This window comes from Allopusillimonas ginsengisoli, assembly GCF_004153455.1.
Lineage (GTDB): Bacteria > Pseudomonadota > Gammaproteobacteria > Burkholderiales > Burkholderiaceae_B > Allopusillimonas > Allopusillimonas ginsengisoli.
Map to the genome: position 1 here is coordinate 150,976 of NZ_SDQE01000011.1, position 15,033 is coordinate 166,008.

A 15,033-nucleotide genomic window follows, 5' to 3' on the forward strand; every position below is an offset into this window, starting at 1 on the left:
GGTGCTGCATATGGCTGTATTTTTGCCGGCGCTCAAGATAGCGCTACCCTATATCACGCAGATCGTCACCGCAGCTGTTCCCATGTTTACGTCCAAGCCGCCCGGTGGCAGGGCCGACGAGATTGTGCCCAAGCAAATACAGGAACTGCAGACAGCGGTTACGCATAATGCCGAATCCGTGAAGGGTCTGGCGCTGCAGATGAAAGAGACCATGGAAGGGGTGGACAGCGCGGCGGCGCGGTTGCAGGCTGAAATCAAGGCGCTGCGCCGTATGGCCTATGGCAGTCTGGCCGTGGCCATTGTTGCCTGTGTCGCCGCGCTGGCGGCGCTCGTGGGGCGTTGACGTGCGGGCGGCTGCGTGGCCAGTGCATAGAGGGTGAACAGCCCGCCATACGAATGCCCATATAGATACTGTAGTTGACTGTTGACGGGCGCTGCCGCATGTACCCAGGGCATGATGCGGTGCCTGATCAAGGCCAGCAAGGCATCGGCGCCGCCCTTGCGACGCTGGGCGCGTTGCGGGTCAGGCGTGCCTTCGGGGCCTGCGCCGCCAAGTTTTCAGCCTTGGCAATGCTATCTGCAATGGCCAGCAGGGTATGGAGAGATAAACCTTGATGCCGCGCAATCCGACGTCCCGCGACAGCTCCGTCGTTTGTACCGCGCCCGGCGCACTCAGCCGTTTTGCATGTGGGCGGCGCTGATGGGAGGCTCTGGCGCGGGTTGGGCGGCGGCCGGTGCCGTGGCCATCATCAGGGGAAAGCCGGTGGAAATAGACATCAGAAAGCGCAAAACCATGTCGAGGAGGGCGGCAAGATAACCAGAAGAGTCGCGAATCGCAGAGGCTGTTCGTCGAAGGGGTAAAATGGAGGCCGGGAAAAAAGGTCGAATTATTTCAAGGCTATATTTGCATGGGTGAAGCCAGTTTCAGTTTAAAAAAGATAGCCATTCCCGCCTTTGGCCCAACTTTGTTGTTCGGGCTTGCAAATGGCGCAATATTGCCCGTGATTGCGCTCAGTGCCCGCAGCCTGGGCGCCTCATTTGCGGTCGCCGGCTTGATTGTCGCCCTGATTGGATTGGGTTCGCTATCGGCCAATCTACCCGCCGCCCTCCTGACTGCCCGTATCGGTGAGCGCAAAGCGCTTATCGGCGCATCGGTGCTCACCGTTATCGCATTAATCCTTTGCATCGCTGCGCCACATCCTGTTCTTCTGGCCCTTGGGGCGTTGATGATAGGTGTGTCCACGTCTGTCTTTTACCTGGCGCGCCAAACCTACTTGATTGAAGCGGTGCCGTTCTCGATGCGTGCACGCGCGCTGTCCACCCTGGGCGGCGTAAGCCGTATCGGCATGTTTGCCGGCCCATTCGCTGGGGCCGGCATGATGCATTTCATGGGGCTGAGCGGTGCTTATTGGGTGGGCATTGCGGCCATGCTGGTTGCCGGCGGCCTGGCCTTTGCCTTGCCAGACCTTGTCGTCAAGGCCAGCACGCAAGAGGACATCGATCTCGCCCGGCCCCGCATGGGCCATATTGCCAGGGATCATGCGCGTGTGTTCCTGACGCTGGGAACCGGGATTCTGCTGATCAGTGCCATGCGGGCCGCCCGACAGATTGTTATTCCCTTATGGGCTGACCATATTGGGCTGAGCCCGGCCGCGACGTCCGTCATTTTTGGTGTGTCCTCCGCCGTGGATATGCTGGTGTTCTATCCCGCCGGCAGAATCATGGATTATTGGGGGCGGTTGTGGGTAGCCCTGCCCTGCACGCTGATCATGGGTTTTTCGCTGCTTGTGATGCCGCTGACCACGACGCTGGCCAGCTTTGTCTGCGCGGCCATGCTCATGGGTCTGGGCAATGGTTTTGGCTCGGGAATCAATATGACCCTGGGCGCTGACGCGTCTCCCAACCACGGCCGCACTGAGTTTCTCGGCATCTGGCGCCTGATCAGCGATGTGGGCACCAGCGCCGGCCCTTTCATTCTGTCGGGCATGACCGCGCTGGTGTCGCTGGGCTCCGGCATCGCGCTCACCGGAATGTTTGGCTTCGCCTCAGCGGCCATCTTCTGGAAATGGCTGCCGCATGCCCGCCTCAAGGCAGGCAACCGCGAAAGCTGAATGGGGGGCGGCGCGCGTTACCGGTTTTGTGCAACACATGAACGTTGCGACATGAGCGACTCCGCCGCTATCGAGCAGCCGCAGGCACGGCCCGAAAACTGGAAGGCGGGGATGCCACTCGATCACGATCGTATATAGCAAAAAAGAGATATACTTATGGCATGGTATGTAAGGCTATTGCCCATAGCGGAAGACGAGCTGATGGCTATCCCGCCGATATTACGGAGCCTGAACGGTGAGTGATCTAACCAACCTGAAGGCCCGCTTGCTGGCGGACCCTGAAACGCGAGCAGCCTATGATGCACAAGCACCGGAATTTTCCATTGCCCGTGAGTTGATAGGCGCGCGAGTACGTGCTGGACTGACCCAAGGCGAGGTGGCTAAACGGATGCATACAACACAATCGACCGTAGCCCGGCTGGAAAGTGGTCGCACGATGCCCTCCTTACGCACGCTTTCACGTTATGCCGAAGCTACCGGCAACCGTGCCGTTATCAGGCTGGAGGAAGTAGCGGCTACCTGATGGTTTCCGGAATTTTGAGAATTACCGCATGCGGGTCTTGGCTCAATGCGGTTGGAATGGTGTAATTAACCGGGTTTGACGAATGTCCGAATCCCCCGATATGAACTGCACCCCAAAAGTTGGACACTCATCCAACCTTCGGGGTATTTTTTATGGCGCAATATGACGCGGAATTTAAGCAGGCAATCGTTGAGGAGTACTTGAAAGGAGCCTCAGGTTACTGTCCCCCTTGTCCCGAAATTGTCCTACGACAAAATGATGCTCAGTAGCTGCGGGGAAGCGTCGATAACAGCCAGCGCCGAGGGTCAAACACGAATGCCGTCGAGATTAATTGGCTTGTCCATGAGGAGGCGTAAGCGCTCGTTAGCACCTGGCTCAGTCAAGCACGTCAGTTGTTTGTCGAATCGTTCGCGCAACACTTGCAGTGCTTTGTCGTCCGAGGGCAATGGCGTAGCTGACGGCGGTTTGACGTTTGAATTTGCAGTCATAGAACGCTCCTGAAAATGGGTGTAACGTATTCATATTCTAGATGAAAAAGTCAATGTTGACGTAGTAGCGTGGGCTGATTTTTCCGTGAGGTAATAGAATTTGTGCAGGAGCTCTTGCGGCCGGCGTGATAGCCAGCGGCGCCTTGGAGGTGATTCAAGGCTAGCTTCAGCGCTGTGGGGTTCGCCTACTTGAAGGATGTGCTCTCACGCCTGCCGACGCAGCCGGCCAGCCGGATCGACGAACTACTGCCGCATCACTACTGGCAACCTTGTACCCTATAAATGACAAGGCACGCCAAGGGCGCGCTCGTCAACCTGCATTCCCAAAACGCTTACAACAAAAGCGCATTATGCGAGAATAAGCCATACCAAGCAGCGGCTTGGGCAACCCAGAGACAAATTTCACTGATTTACTATACGAAGTACAAGATCAGAGTGCATCAAGAAAGAGTGGCTGTTTGATCGCGACCCAGAGTATGGCCGCCCCACCCAGTATCCCTAATGATGCAACGCCACGAGCAGCCACATTGACGTTAACCGCGTGAGAAAGCTTGACCCCGAAGACGGTCCCAAGCATCTGACAAGGAATCACAATGGTCAGGGCAAATAGGGAAATATTGTCCGTTTGCCAGTACAGAGGCGCACCAAAAAGGCTGGCTGCTATTTGCATGAGTTGACTGGCTCCGATGGACCCAAGTACGGGAAAGGAAAAAACGGTCATTAATGGCACTGAGACCAAGGGACCGCCCGCTCCCGTCAAACCTGCAACCAGACCTGACAGGCTACCAATCAGTACTAGTGCCACAAGATCGAACGGCGTGATTTTCAACAATTTAGCTGAGCCATCCTTTTGCGCCCTTTTCAAAACAGATGCCCCACCAAACAACATAGTGCACCCCAATGCCCCAGCGATCAGATTGACGGGAAGCCACTGGTTTAGCCAGCCACCTACTGTGGCGAAAAATGAAGCACCGATTATTAGGGGTAGGGCCAAGGTCCATGACAAATTGCCATTGCTGTGATAGAGGCTCGCACCAAGTAAACCCGTAGCTGCACTGATTACCAACGCAGTGCCAATTGCCGTCCTTACGTCGATACTTGCAATGACCATCATAGCCGGGATAATCAAAAAACCGCCGATCCCAGTCGCACCAGTCACTACACCTATGCAAACTGCCGAAATTCCCAAATAGAGCGCGACAAGAATAATCTCCAAAACCTATCCTTTTTCACTCAAGAAATTTCACTCTTGACAGAGGAACGAACTCTTTGCCTGCTCTGCTCGCTTTCCCCGTAAGCTTGTTCAAGGGTAGAGCCCAATCGAAGTAATTGGTTGAGCTGGCCGCCTTGTTGCATGGCAATCTCCAAGGGGCAATCTTGTGCCATTTGCAAAATAGCTTTGGTTCGTCGAAGTGCCCAGGGCGCATGTGAATTGAGCTCATTAGCAAATTCCCGAGTGGCCTTCTTAATTGTTCCAGTTGCACAGACCCTATTGACTAGGCCCAGCTCTTGGTAGCAACTGGATGAGCGCAAGGATCCGCTCATTGCAATCTCCAGCGCTTGCCGTCTGCCCAAGTGCCTGGTGAGCAAAACCGTATTGAGCGCTGCTGGAAATCCGTATTGAATCTCGACGTTGGCAAATTTTGCACTTTCTTCGGCAACAACAAAGTCGCATGCAAGCGTTATTGCTTGCCCACCTCCGACCGCAAAACCGTGCACTGCTGCAATTGTCGGCTTGGGAGATTCAAGCAACATGCAAAGAACTTCGGTAAAAATATCGACCGTCTTATCCAAAGAATCATCGTGGAGATATACAGGCACCGCGCCAGGGCCACCCAGATCCTTCAAATCCCGGCCGGCTGAGAAGCACCCTCCTGCGCCCAGTATAACGATGGAGCGGACTGCATCGTCATGGAATGCTTCCGTCAATGTCTGGCGCATTTCAATCAACATTAAATCCGAGAGCGCATTTCGCTTATCTGGGCGATTCATTGTTAACCAGAGAGTTCCGCCATCAATGTTTTTTATTAAACATTGATCTTGCGCTACGCTATCGCTCTGTACAGTCATAACTTTTCCTTCAAGTAGAACGGCCCGTATCCAAAAGTACGCCCTGTGCACACATTTGTTCGATTACTTCACTTGGAATGCCTATCCGGCTCAAAATCTGTCTTGAGTGCTCGCCGCGTAGCGGCGGCGGGGTAAGGGCCGCATCAAGGTTTCGGGTAGAACCAAAGCCAATGCCAGGCGCCTGTATCGTCTGCCCCTTAAGTCCAGGCACGGTTAACGCAGGCCACGCTGTATTGTTCTTGCTCTCCGATGCATATGCTTCAGAAGGCGTGCGCACTTTGGCGAACGGGACTTGAACAGCAACGAAGGCATTTTCTAGGAAAGTAAGTGGAAAGCGTTCAAAAACGACATTTAGCAGTTTATGGACCGCCTCAACATCATTTGCTTCTATTGCCTGCCCCAGACGCTGCACTTCGGAGTGATCAACCCCGAGTGTCCGGACTGCATCAACGAATCGTTTCGATTGCTTCTCTGTATTGCAGACAATGGCAAACACCCCGTCTTGCCCGGCGAAGGTACCAGAGAGCGGATTTCCCGAAAACGCGGTTGCACGAGTAGCCTTGCGCTCTTGTCCGCTTACGGCATAAGTTGAATATGCTGGCGCCAGCAGCGTCAGCGCAGTGTTGAATAGGGAAACATCAAGCCACTCCCCACGTTTTTGAGGTATGCTCTTCTGCTCCTCACGAGTGCGGCGTTGTAGCGCTGCCAGAATCCCCAGTGCCGCATGCATGCCTGTTGCATAATCGACCAATGGAACACCGACTCTCTGGGGTTTACCATCTTCGTCGGCGTTGACCGACATCATGCCGCTGGCTGCCTGAATAACGTGATCATAGGCGGGACGTTGGGACATATGACCGGTCTGGCCGAATCCACTGATAGAGCACACAATAAGTCTTGGAAATCGCTCTATTAGATACATGGGATCAAACCCCAAATCTCGAAGCTTACCTGGACGAAAATTCTCGACCAGCACATCTGCCTTTCCGATCAGTTCGAGTAGGGCCGCTTTTCCAGTGGGGACACGTGCGTCTATAGCCAAAGACTCCTTGCCACCTGATAACATGACATAGGCATCTCCCATTTCGAGCTTAGCCCTAACAAGGTCATTCGTACCTGTACGAATGATATCGCTACCATCTACGCGCTCGATACGGATAACCGTAGCACCCAGCAACCGAAGGTTGTAGGACGTGAAAGGTCCGGATAAAACATGAGTCCAATCTACTACAGTCAATCCTTCCAAAGGCAATTTATCACTGTGGCTACTCACTGTTATAACGGGTTGTGTGTCCATAATCATTCCTACTATTTCTTGATGCCGGTTTCTTCTGCGTAGCGGTTCCACAGAGCAATTTCATTAGCTACAAACTGTCTAGCATATTCCAGACTCGGATCAACCTTAAGACCAGAGTTCTGTTTTCGTTGCTGCTCCCATTCAGGGCTGGCCAACATGACTTGGGCAGCTTTGTTCAGTTTCTTGATCGCTTCTGGCGGTGTTCCCGCAGGCACAAAAAGCCCATTCCAAGAGCGGAAATCAAAGTCCGGGATTCCTTGCTCAGCAAAAGTTTTAACGCCCTCAAGTGTGGGAAGATGCTCGTTACCTGAGATAGCCACGGCACGCACCGAACCATTTGACAAGAACGGCATGGCGGCGGCCATATCGGCAAATGACACCGAAAGCCGTCCAGCTACCAAATCAAGTAGCGATTGGGCCGTACCTTTGTACTGCACCGTCACAGTATCAGCGTTCGAGCGTAGCTTAATCATTTCGCAGGCAACTTCGGTAACGGTGTTTCCGCTGCCACAATTTACATTTCCTGTGCTGCCAGTTAAAAATTGCTTAACTGACTTGCCTTCCCGATCTTTGGTCGTGAACAAGACAACAGGGGATACGTAAAGCATGGCCACCGGCGATAGCTGCTCAGGCTTATAAGATATGCTGTCCTTATAAATCGCGTAGTTAGCAGCATTAGCGGTGCCACTTCCCATCAGTACGGTGTAACCGTCGGGAGCCGCTTTCGCCACAAATCCCGCACCGATCATCCCGGCAGCACCTGGCTTGGAGAGAACTACAGCATTTGCATTAAGCGTTTCTTTGAGCGCCTTAGCGTAGAACCGCGCGTTAACCTCTGATCCCGAGCCGGCCCCAAACGGAACGACTATCATAATAGGCTTATCCCGTGGCCAGCCATCAGCTGCTTTGGCCTGTCCAGCCATGCATCCGACTGATAAAAAAAGGCCTCCAACGACCATCAGCAGACCTGACCGACTTTGCTTATTTCTTTGATCACATCCCATAACTGCCTCCTTGTTTTAAGCCTGAAATTTTGTGAGCCCATAGTAGACGCGGTGCGAACATGCAGCAATAATGACGTTCATTGCTCACTTTCCATTTTGGAATATATATGCGAACCGAAGACGTAAGAAATTTTGTAGCGGTTGCCAACGCCCAAAGTCTGATGGCCGCTTCTTTACAACTGGGTATAAGCCAGCCGACGCTGTCCAAATCCATGGCAAGATTGGAACGAGCCGTAGGAAGCCTTTTGATCGAAAGATTAGCAAGAGGCATTAGGCTGACTGAGGCTGGACGTGCCTTTTATGCGTATGCTCGCGGTGCAGATCAGCACATCATGGACGCTGTGTCAGCTGTTCGCGATTTACGTCAGGGCAAAGCAGGCAGTATCCGCTTAGCGGTTGGCATTAGCGTATCCAAGGAGCTGATTGCTGCTGCGTGCCAACCCTTATTTTCAATGAAGACACTAGATATCCAGATTTCAACAGGAATGTCTAACACACTTCCAAAAGAGGTTCTTTTGGGAACTACAGATTTTGCGATAACTAACAGACTTTCATCCCTAAGCCCAGCGCTGAAATTTATTCCGCTCTTTCGAGACCCCATGATCCCCGTTGTTACGCGCGATCATCCCCTCGCAAACGCTTCGTCCATTGAATGGACTCAATTAGCGCATCAAAATTGGCTGGTCCCATGTGTTGGCACCGAAACTCGCATCTGGTTCGATAAACAATTTCTAAGTCGACGACTGGCTCCGCCATCATGTATTGTTAGTCTGAGTGGCTATTACCCTGCACTGGAGTTTGCCTCAAAAATCGATGGAATCTCATTACTGCCATCTTCACTCTTGCGCGACCTAGACCACAAACGGTATGTTGAAATGGCCAAACCTAAGGATTGGATGTCTCGTCGTATTGTTGGTATCGTCCATCGACATCCAGGATATCTCAGTCGAGTCGCTGAGTCGTTAATCGATAATCTGATTCGTACTTCGCAGTCCTTTTTTCCTGAAATGTCCTGTTAAGCGCAATAGTCGGCCGCGGCCAACATCCGTCCAGAAGAAACAGTCGCGCCGGCATGATGCATACTATTACAGGCTGGGTAGTCTGTGCTTGTGCTGGACTAGGCGAGAAGCATTGCACCTTTGTCGGTCAACTCGAGCGTCTAAATGGTTTTACGCACGTATACGAGGGTTAAGAAAGCTACCAGCACTTGTGCCGAGAATGTCATGCTATGGATTGAGAGGAGTCCAAAAAACGCGGTGACTATCTCGTTCTTGTATCGCAATAATTTGAAGACGAGGTTGCTGAGTACTAAGCAAAGAAGAGCGATCGTCCATTGCTCGTGCTGGTTTGACAGAGGTTGTGGCGCATCCAACTAGTGTTCCGATGCTTAAAATAATGAGAGTGGGGCGCAGTCTTAGATGTTTTTATTCATTTATATACGTTCTGATGTGCTTGCCGACGGCTATTGTTTACAAGGTAATGCCGGTGCGACGAGTCTGAGGACAGGTCGCAACGAATTATGGAGGACGCAGCAGTAACGCATAGGCGATGAGGCCGTCGGGTTGGCTAAGAAGTAGCAGGAGATTTTTTATCCGTAGTTTGACTGCTAACTACTTCCAAGGATCACTATCGTCACGCTCAGCCGCTTCCGGCACGTCGACTGATCAATAGCATCCGCTCTGCTGAGTACGGCAGTCGCGGATCTGATACTGCCACTTACTTATATGAGTGGGCAGCGCTGTTGCAGATATGCGTCATTATTTCTGTTTTTTTGCACAATCCGTGCCAGTTTTGTCCTGCTGTCGTCCTGGCAACAAAAAGGGCCACTATTTCTAGTGACCCTTTTCTGCGGAAACCCGCATAAATACTGGTGCCGGTTAGAAGAGTCGAACTCCTGACCTTCGCATTACAAGTGCGCTGCTCTACCAACTGAGCTAAACCGGCGAAGGCGTCATTCTACTCGAAATTTTGCTCTTGTTCAGCTTGAAGATGGAAAGTGGCGCGATAACCGCTGAGATCCCCAAACGGGTCTGCTCTCCAGCATGTTATGCGAACCTGGCCAGGTCCAGGCGCGGGCCGAACACAAAAGTATCCAAGGCCAGGCAGACTGCTGCGTGTTCAAGCGTCATGGTCGAACATTCCCAGGAAATGTGTGGGGGTAAGGCCAGCGTGTCTCGGACACCCTCAATATAGCCTGGTATCTGAGTCAAGCCACCGGCAAGAATGACCAACTGCGGGTCAAAAACCGGTGCCAGCTGAGTCAGGGCTTTGCCTAAAGACTGACCCGCCGAACGAAATATCGTGATTGTCGCGGGATCCTGGGCGTGAGCCATTTTTTCCGCATGCTTCAGCAACCGCACGTTCTCAATTCGGGCCGTGTCGGCAGGCGCGTGGGCGACTGTCATGCCCAAATTGGACACGATAGCGTAGCCAGACGCCATAGTATCCAGGCACCCACGCTGTCCGCAGACGCATTCAACTCCGGCGGGGTCTACGTGCAGGTGCCCTATCTGCCCTGCGGAGTTTCTGGATCCGCGCAGAACATGCCCGTCGATCATGACGGCTACACCAATGCCCAGACCTAAATGTATCAGTAAAACATTATCCTTTTGCTGCGCGACACCGCTGGTGTGCTCAGCAAACAGAATTGCCCTGGGCCTGCCCTCTACCCGTGCAGGCACCGATAGCGCCGCCTCAAATATGTCTGCGACGGGCAAGTTTTCCCATCCCAGCGTTGGTGACTGTAGTAGATTTCGATTGAGATGATCCGCTGCGCCAGGAATGCCGATGCCTACGCCCACGCCGACCAGACGCTGGGGCGGCACCTTTGCAGATTGAACCATCTTCAGCGCTTTTTTACAGCAATACTTTAGTGCCGCGTCTGCGGTTTTGAAAGAAAGTAAGTCCAGATCCTCACGTATGATGGTTTCGCCCGTGAGGTTGGTCAGGCAAAGCGACTGCGAGTTGGCCCCGATGTCGACACCCAAAGCATAGAGGCCATTGCCTGCCAGCGCGAGGTTGACCATCGGCCGGCCTCGACGCCCATCAGGAAATACGGGTTTTTCCTCGATCAGGCCCGCGTCGACAAGCTCGCGGGTGATGCGGGAAATGGCGGCTTCGGTCAGCCCCGCCTGCCGCGCAAGCTCTACCCTCGACATCAGGGTATGCCGGCGCAAAAGCGTCAGGACCAGGCTTCGGTTGTCGCGGCGGATATCTCGCGTGGAATGAGATCGCGTATGTAGCGCATGCATAAGTCGAAATCATAACAAGAGCTGTTTGGGGCTGGTGTATTTAATTACTTGTTGACGGTAATAAAATACGATAGACTTCTTTCACAGCATATGAGCGAGCACAAAAAGACACCCCATATTGAACGAGGTGACTTCAACATGGTCGGGCTTACACCCTACGGTTTGCTGCAGTAGTACTTGCTCGTTTGATGAGCTGCCATACGCGTCAAAAAAAATGGAGACAACACAACTCTGGTATCAACCACCGCGCTGAATCGAGCTAATCATCGGCTGGCCGGCTCACTACAGGTGACGATGCCAACCAGAATGGAGAAGGACGAATCATGGCCATCACGAGAGCTTTTCTTTTAGTAGTGCTGACAGTATTTATGATGGGTAGTGTTAATGCCAAGTACCCTGTCAAACCAATACGTCTGGTCGTAACGCTTGCCCCCGGAGGAACCGCCGATATCCTGGCAAGAATGGTATCGGAGAAGTTGAGTCAGTCGCTCGGTCAGCCTGTCATCGTTGAAAACAGGCCTGGCGCAAGCGGCATGATTGGCGCAGAAACGGTCGCCAAAGCCGCCCCGGATGGCTATACATTATTAATGGCTTACAACGCCGAAATTGCGATCAACCAGAGCCTGTTCAGCACCATGCGGTATGACGCGATACGGGACCTGGAACCGATCACCATTGTGGGTACTACGCCCATGCTCCTTGTCGTCAATCCTGAGCTGGGCGTGAGCAACTTAAAGGACCTGGTTGCCCTCGCAAAGGCAAATCCGAAAGCGTTGTCCTATGCATCTGCTGGCGTTGGCAGCACGCTCCACCTGGCGTCCGAATTGCTGAATCACATGACATCGACCAGCGCCTTGCATGTGCCGTTCAAGAGTGCGTCTCAGGCAGTCCCGGAGGTCATAGGGAACCGTATTTCGATGGTTTTCTCTGGCATGCCGCTCGCCATGCCGCATGTTCGAGAGGGCAGGTTGCAAGCAATCGCCATTTCAACCAGTAGTCGCTCCCCAGCAATCCCGGACGTGCCCACTGTCGCCGAACAGGGCTACGACGGATTTGATATTACGAACTGGTTCGGAATATTCGCGCCTGCCGGCACCCCTCAGTCCATTATCGACAGGCTGTACAAGGAGATTCGGGCTGCGGTATCCACGGACGATGTCAAGCAGCGTCTTGGCACGGAGGGGGGAAGTATCAACCCGCTTTCACCACCTGAGTTTCAGGCGTTTATTCAGTCAGAAGTTGCCAAGTATCAATCAATCATCGCCAGTATCGGGCTGGAAAAGAATTAAATCTGAAAGAGGAAGAACTATGCCACTTGCACACATATATCTCGGAAAAGGTCGTACATACGAAGAGAAAGAGAAGGTGATAGAAGCTGTCACCCTTGCACTCGTCAATACGCTCGGCTCCAAGCCCGATTCAACCTGGGTGGTCATCAACGAGGTGCCACGCAGCGAGTGGGGAATAGGGGGTAAACCGATAGCCAGGCCAGATTAGGCAAGAACGTTTAGAAACACTGGTTGCAAATGCGACGGCACCTGTATATCTGTACGTTCCGCAGATGATTATGCTGCTCGTATGCCATCCCACCATCAATATTGCAGAATCAGGAGATCACGGAATGAGCAAAGCCATGGGAGAACTATTGGCTCAGTATGTCGTAGAGCAGGACAGCCAACGGATGCCAATTGAGGTACTCCAGCAGGCAAAGCGTTGTCTGATGGATTCGATTGGCGTGGCGATTGCCGGCAGCGCCAAAGTCTGGGCGCAAGCAGTCTTGAGCGAAGTCAGAAGGCAGGGAGGGGTGGAGGAGGCGAGCATTTGGCTTTACGGTGATCGGGTACCCGATACATCGGCTGCATTGGTCAATGGCATGTTCGCGCATAGCATGGACTATAACGATGATCATGCAGGCATTCAGGTTGGCAGTCTGATTCCTCCCACCGCGGCGGCTGTGGGTGAGTCCGTGGGAGCTACCGGACGCGAAGTGCTGGCCGCCATTGCCTTGGGCTACGATGTGGCGGTGCGGGTAGCCGATGCCATCAATGCCCAGCAACTTTATATGAGAGGATTTCAGCCTACCGCCGTTTGCGGTGTGTTCGCGGCGACTGCGGTGGCGGGACGGCTCTTGAAACTCACGTCGGGTCAATTGGCCGATGCGTTCGGAATTGCCGCCAGCTATGCGGGCGGCACCATCGAGTTTCTCAAAGAAGGTAAGGACACCAAGCGTTTTCACGTTGCCAAGGCCGCGCAAGGCGGGGTATTGAGCGCACGGTTGGCATTGGCCGGTGTGAACGGGCCCAGAACCGTGTTTGAAGGTGCGTATGGCATCTTCAATGTGTATTCAGAGCAATCTCATCCAGAGCGTTTGCTCGCCGACCTTGGCGATCGCTACGACATTCTCGAAACGTCGTTCAAGAATTATCCCTTTTGCGACGGCAATGCAGCGCCACTTGAAGCCACGCTGGCATTGATGCGCGAACACCGTATCGATATGGAGGATGTTGAATCCCTGCATTATCGAATCAAGTCGTTCTTGATTCCCTATTGCATTGACTACCATGGCGATCGATCCCGCAAGTTTCGGCCAGCAAATGAGCTGGATGCACAAATGAGTCTGCCGTTCTGCATTGCTGTTGGCGTGCTGAACCAGGGAAAGCTAAAGGTCGATCATTTCGACCCCCAAACCTACGACGATCCGAAGCTCCATGCTATCGCCGATAAGGTCGACGCGTTTGCGGACCCAGAACTCGACAAGGTTCCTCTTCGTCCGATGTCGATGCCTTCGATACTGACGATGAACATGAAAGACGGCCGGGTGTTGACCAAACGCGTGGATTATCAAAAAGGCGATCCGCGCAACCCTTTCACGCTTGAAGAGCTCGAAGGAAAGTTTCGATTCTGCGTAGAAGACTTTATGACCACTACGCAAGCCGATGAAGTTATCGATGCCATTAGCGATCTGGATCAAGCCGACAATCTGGCCCGCCTCAGTCGCGCCCTTGATGTGCACTAGCGCTGGCGCGCTGGCAAGGCGCTGAGGCAACCCCTTGCATGTGGAGTACTGCTATGCAGAACACGTCCGACGCTACGCTGCTCAGCGTTGATGAGGTCTATCAGTTGGCTTTGGTCGCCCTGCTTGGCTGTGGCGTGCTGGAAGATAACGCGAAATCCGTCGCGGAATCTATCAGGGCCGCCGAAGCCGATGATATGCACAGCCATGGCCTCATGCGTTTGCCGGCATATTGCCGTCACGTATTGTCGGGCAAGGTCAATGGGTGCGCGCTACCTGTTCTGCAACAGGCGATGCCAGGGGCCGTGCTCGTTGATGCGGCGCATGGCTTCGCTCACCCGGCGATCGATCTTGGTTTGCCAAGTCTGATCGCCGCAGCCAGAAAGCTAGGGATTGCGATGCTGGGGGTAACCAACTCTTATAACGCGGGCGCCATGGGTTATCACGTCGAGCGGCTTGCGGAACAAGGGATGTTAGGGATTGCCGTTGCCAATGCGCCCGCTGCAGTGGCGCCTTGGGGAGGGATAAAACCAGTATTTGGAACAAATCCGATCGCGTTTTCCGCTCCCGGTCCAAATGGGCCGGCATTGGTTATCGATCAGGCATGCACAGTGGCCGCGCGAGGCGAAGTGGTACGCAAATCTTTGGCAGGCGAATTGCTGCCTGAGGGTTGGGCGTTGGACGATCGCGGCATTCCTACCCGGGAGCCACAAGCCGCACTCGCTGGAACCATGTTACCCATGGCGGGTCCCAAAGGCGTAAACCTCGCGTGGATCGTGGAGGCCCTTTCATCTGCGCTGACGGGCGCCAATCCGTCACATCGTGCAAGCTCAGTGATTGACGATGAGGGCGACCCTCCCGGCATTGGGCAAACGATTATCGCAATTCATCCCGATGCGTTTCTGCCTGGGTTCAGTCATCGCATAGACGAGGTGTGTGACCAAGTGCGAAGGGAGCCGCGAGCACGATTGCCAGGCGAGGGGCGTTGGCGAGCACGTGCAGAAAGCAAGGTGCGCGGTGTGCTTGTAAATCGCAGGCTCTACGAAGAGATCAAGGCGTTCTGCCAAAATCAATAATTTAATACTACGCTCGCCTTTGTTTGCTGCGCGTGCCCGAGAATCCCTTCATCTGGCGAACACTGTTTGTCTGTACAACGTAAGGTTCCGGCGAACACACCTTGACTCCTGCTGATGCAGGCGTTGTTGATCAGGCCGTAGCGGGTTGCCAGTTGTGCGGCAGGAGCTGGTCGATCTGACTCGCTTTGTACGTGGGCAGA

The 15,033-nt window shown here is 53.6% G+C and carries 15 protein-coding genes, 1 tRNA gene and 2 pseudogenes; 9 read left to right on the forward strand and 9 right to left on the reverse strand.

Annotation, left to right across the window (positions count from 1 at the left end):
- Nucleotides 1-10 precede the first annotated feature (10 nt).
- Nucleotides 11-343 carry a hypothetical protein gene (locus ERE07_RS17220; protein ID WP_130010277.1) on the forward strand — a complete coding sequence of 111 codons (333 nt, stop codon included), beginning with the start codon at nt 11-13 and terminating at the stop codon, nt 341-343.
- Here the strand turns inward: ERE07_RS17220 and ERE07_RS22380 are convergent.
- A pseudogene (locus ERE07_RS22380) lies at nt 277-498 on the reverse strand (alpha/beta hydrolase-fold protein); the annotation flags it as partial. The gene ERE07_RS17220 and the pseudogene ERE07_RS22380 sit on opposite strands and share 67 nt — an antisense overlap.
- A 410-nt stretch (nt 499-908) precedes the next feature.
- On the opposite strand from ERE07_RS22380, the gene ERE07_RS17230 reads away from it, so the two are divergent.
- The gene (locus tag ERE07_RS17230) at nt 909-2,111 is read left to right on the forward strand and encodes an MFS transporter (protein ID WP_130010279.1); all 1,203 of its coding nucleotides are present in this window, start codon (nt 909-911) and stop codon (nt 2,109-2,111) included.
- 235 nt (nt 2,112-2,346) lie between these two features.
- Nucleotides 2,347-2,634, forward strand: coding sequence for a helix-turn-helix domain-containing protein (locus ERE07_RS17235; protein WP_130010280.1), 288 nt, complete (start codon nt 2,347-2,349; stop codon nt 2,632-2,634).
- 305 nt (nt 2,635-2,939) lie between these two features.
- Here ERE07_RS17235 and ERE07_RS17240 read toward each other — a convergent pair whose 3' ends face one another.
- Nucleotides 2,940-3,122 (reverse strand): hypothetical protein, encoded by a 183-nt coding sequence (locus ERE07_RS17240; protein ID WP_130010281.1) that lies wholly within the window; start codon nt 3,120-3,122, stop codon nt 2,940-2,942.
- 180 nt (nt 3,123-3,302) lie between these two features.
- On the opposite strand from ERE07_RS17240, the pseudogene ERE07_RS17245 reads away from it, so the two are divergent.
- A pseudogene (locus ERE07_RS17245) lies at nt 3,303-3,404 on the forward strand (transposase domain-containing protein); the annotation flags it as partial.
- 148 nt (nt 3,405-3,552) lie between these two features.
- Here ERE07_RS17245 and ERE07_RS17250 read toward each other — a convergent pair.
- The 4 genes from ERE07_RS17250 to ERE07_RS17265 are packed head-to-tail and all read right to left on the reverse strand — an operon-like array spanning nt 3,553 to nt 7,412.
- Nucleotides 3,553-4,338, reverse strand: a complete 786-nt coding sequence (locus ERE07_RS17250; RefSeq protein ID WP_130010282.1) for a sulfite exporter TauE/SafE family protein — start codon at nt 4,336-4,338, stop codon at nt 3,553-3,555.
- Nucleotides 4,339-4,355: 17 nt separating this feature from the next.
- Complete coding sequence (locus ERE07_RS17255; protein WP_130010283.1) at nt 4,356-5,192, reverse strand: enoyl-CoA hydratase/isomerase family protein; 837 nt, start codon at nt 5,190-5,192, stop codon at nt 4,356-4,358.
- A 10-nt stretch (nt 5,193-5,202) separates the two neighbouring features.
- Complete coding sequence (locus tag ERE07_RS17260; RefSeq protein WP_167670962.1) at nt 5,203-6,489, reverse strand: CaiB/BaiF CoA transferase family protein; 1,287 nt, start codon at nt 6,487-6,489, stop codon at nt 5,203-5,205.
- Between the two features lie 11 nt (nt 6,490-6,500).
- Nucleotides 6,501-7,412 (reverse strand): Bug family tripartite tricarboxylate transporter substrate binding protein, encoded by a 912-nt coding sequence (locus ERE07_RS17265; protein ID WP_167670963.1) that lies wholly within the window; start codon nt 7,410-7,412, stop codon nt 6,501-6,503.
- 188 nt (nt 7,413-7,600) lie between these two features.
- Between ERE07_RS17265 and ERE07_RS17270 the strand changes: the two genes are divergently transcribed.
- The gene (locus tag ERE07_RS17270) at nt 7,601-8,512 is read left to right on the forward strand and encodes a LysR family transcriptional regulator (RefSeq protein WP_130010286.1); all 912 of its coding nucleotides are present in this window, start codon (nt 7,601-7,603) and stop codon (nt 8,510-8,512) included.
- A gap of 849 nt (nt 8,513-9,361) precedes the next feature.
- Here the strand turns inward: ERE07_RS17270 and ERE07_RS17275 are convergent.
- Nucleotides 9,362-9,437, reverse strand: a tRNA-Thr gene (locus ERE07_RS17275).
- 101 nt (nt 9,438-9,538) lie between these two features.
- Nucleotides 9,539-10,744: an ROK family transcriptional regulator gene (locus tag ERE07_RS17280; RefSeq protein WP_130010287.1), complete on the reverse strand. Its 1,206-nt coding sequence runs from the start codon at nt 10,742-10,744 to the stop codon at nt 9,539-9,541.
- A gap of 323 nt (nt 10,745-11,067) precedes the next feature.
- Between ERE07_RS17280 and ERE07_RS17285 the strand changes: the two genes are divergently transcribed.
- The 4 genes from ERE07_RS17285 to ERE07_RS17300 all read left to right on the forward strand — a co-directional run bounded on the left by ERE07_RS17285 (nt 11,068) and on the right by ERE07_RS17300 (nt 14,833).
- Nucleotides 11,068-12,033, forward strand: coding sequence for a Bug family tripartite tricarboxylate transporter substrate binding protein (locus ERE07_RS17285; protein WP_130010288.1), 966 nt, complete (start codon nt 11,068-11,070; stop codon nt 12,031-12,033).
- Nucleotides 11,984-12,241 carry a tautomerase family protein gene (locus tag ERE07_RS17290; RefSeq protein WP_280634380.1) on the forward strand — a complete coding sequence of 86 codons (258 nt, stop codon included), beginning with the start codon at nt 11,984-11,986 and terminating at the stop codon, nt 12,239-12,241. The genes ERE07_RS17285 and ERE07_RS17290 overlap by 50 nt, the downstream gene beginning before the upstream one ends.
- 124 nt (nt 12,242-12,365) lie before the next feature.
- Nucleotides 12,366-13,760 (forward strand): MmgE/PrpD family protein, encoded by a 1,395-nt coding sequence (locus ERE07_RS17295; RefSeq protein WP_167670965.1) that lies wholly within the window; start codon nt 12,366-12,368, stop codon nt 13,758-13,760.
- 53 nt (nt 13,761-13,813) lie between these two features.
- The gene (locus tag ERE07_RS17300; RefSeq protein ID WP_167670967.1) at nt 13,814-14,833 is read left to right on the forward strand and encodes an Ldh family oxidoreductase; all 1,020 of its coding nucleotides are present in this window, start codon (nt 13,814-13,816) and stop codon (nt 14,831-14,833) included.
- Here the strand turns inward: ERE07_RS17300 and ERE07_RS21850 are convergent.
- Nucleotides 14,827-15,033 (reverse strand): hypothetical protein (locus ERE07_RS21850; RefSeq protein WP_209021173.1); only part of this gene is annotated, 207 nt, incomplete at its 5' end. The genes ERE07_RS17300 and ERE07_RS21850 overlap by 7 nt on opposite strands.

Excerpts from the sequence above, each read along its gene's own strand:
- ERE07_RS17220 (WP_130010277.1), top strand. The coding sequence starts at position 11 with ATGGCTGTATTTTTGCCGGCGCTCAAGATAGCGCTACCCTATATCACG.
- ERE07_RS17230 (WP_130010279.1), top strand. The coding sequence starts at position 909 with ATGGGTGAAGCCAGTTTCAGTTTAAAAAAGATAGCCATTCCCGCCTTT.
- ERE07_RS17240 (WP_130010281.1), bottom strand. The coding sequence starts at position 3,122 with ATGACTGCAAATTCAAACGTCAAACCGCCGTCAGCTACGCCATTGCCC.
- ERE07_RS17255 (WP_130010283.1), bottom strand. The coding sequence starts at position 5,192 with ATGACTGTACAGAGCGATAGCGTAGCGCAAGATCAATGTTTAATAAAA.
- ERE07_RS17260 (WP_167670962.1), bottom strand. The coding sequence starts at position 6,489 with ATGGACACACAACCCGTTATAACAGTGAGTAGCCACAGTGATAAATTG.
- ERE07_RS17265 (WP_167670963.1), bottom strand. The coding sequence starts at position 7,412 with ATGGCTGGACAGGCCAAAGCAGCTGATGGCTGGCCACGGGATAAGCCT.
- ERE07_RS17270 (WP_130010286.1), top strand. The coding sequence starts at position 7,601 with ATGCGAACCGAAGACGTAAGAAATTTTGTAGCGGTTGCCAACGCCCAA.
- ERE07_RS17280 (WP_130010287.1), bottom strand. The coding sequence starts at position 10,744 with ATGCATGCGCTACATACGCGATCTCATTCCACGCGAGATATCCGCCGC.
- ERE07_RS17285 (WP_130010288.1), top strand. The coding sequence starts at position 11,068 with ATGGCCATCACGAGAGCTTTTCTTTTAGTAGTGCTGACAGTATTTATG.
- ERE07_RS17295 (WP_167670965.1), top strand. The coding sequence starts at position 12,366 with ATGAGCAAAGCCATGGGAGAACTATTGGCTCAGTATGTCGTAGAGCAG.
- ERE07_RS17300 (WP_167670967.1), top strand. The coding sequence starts at position 13,814 with ATGCAGAACACGTCCGACGCTACGCTGCTCAGCGTTGATGAGGTCTAT.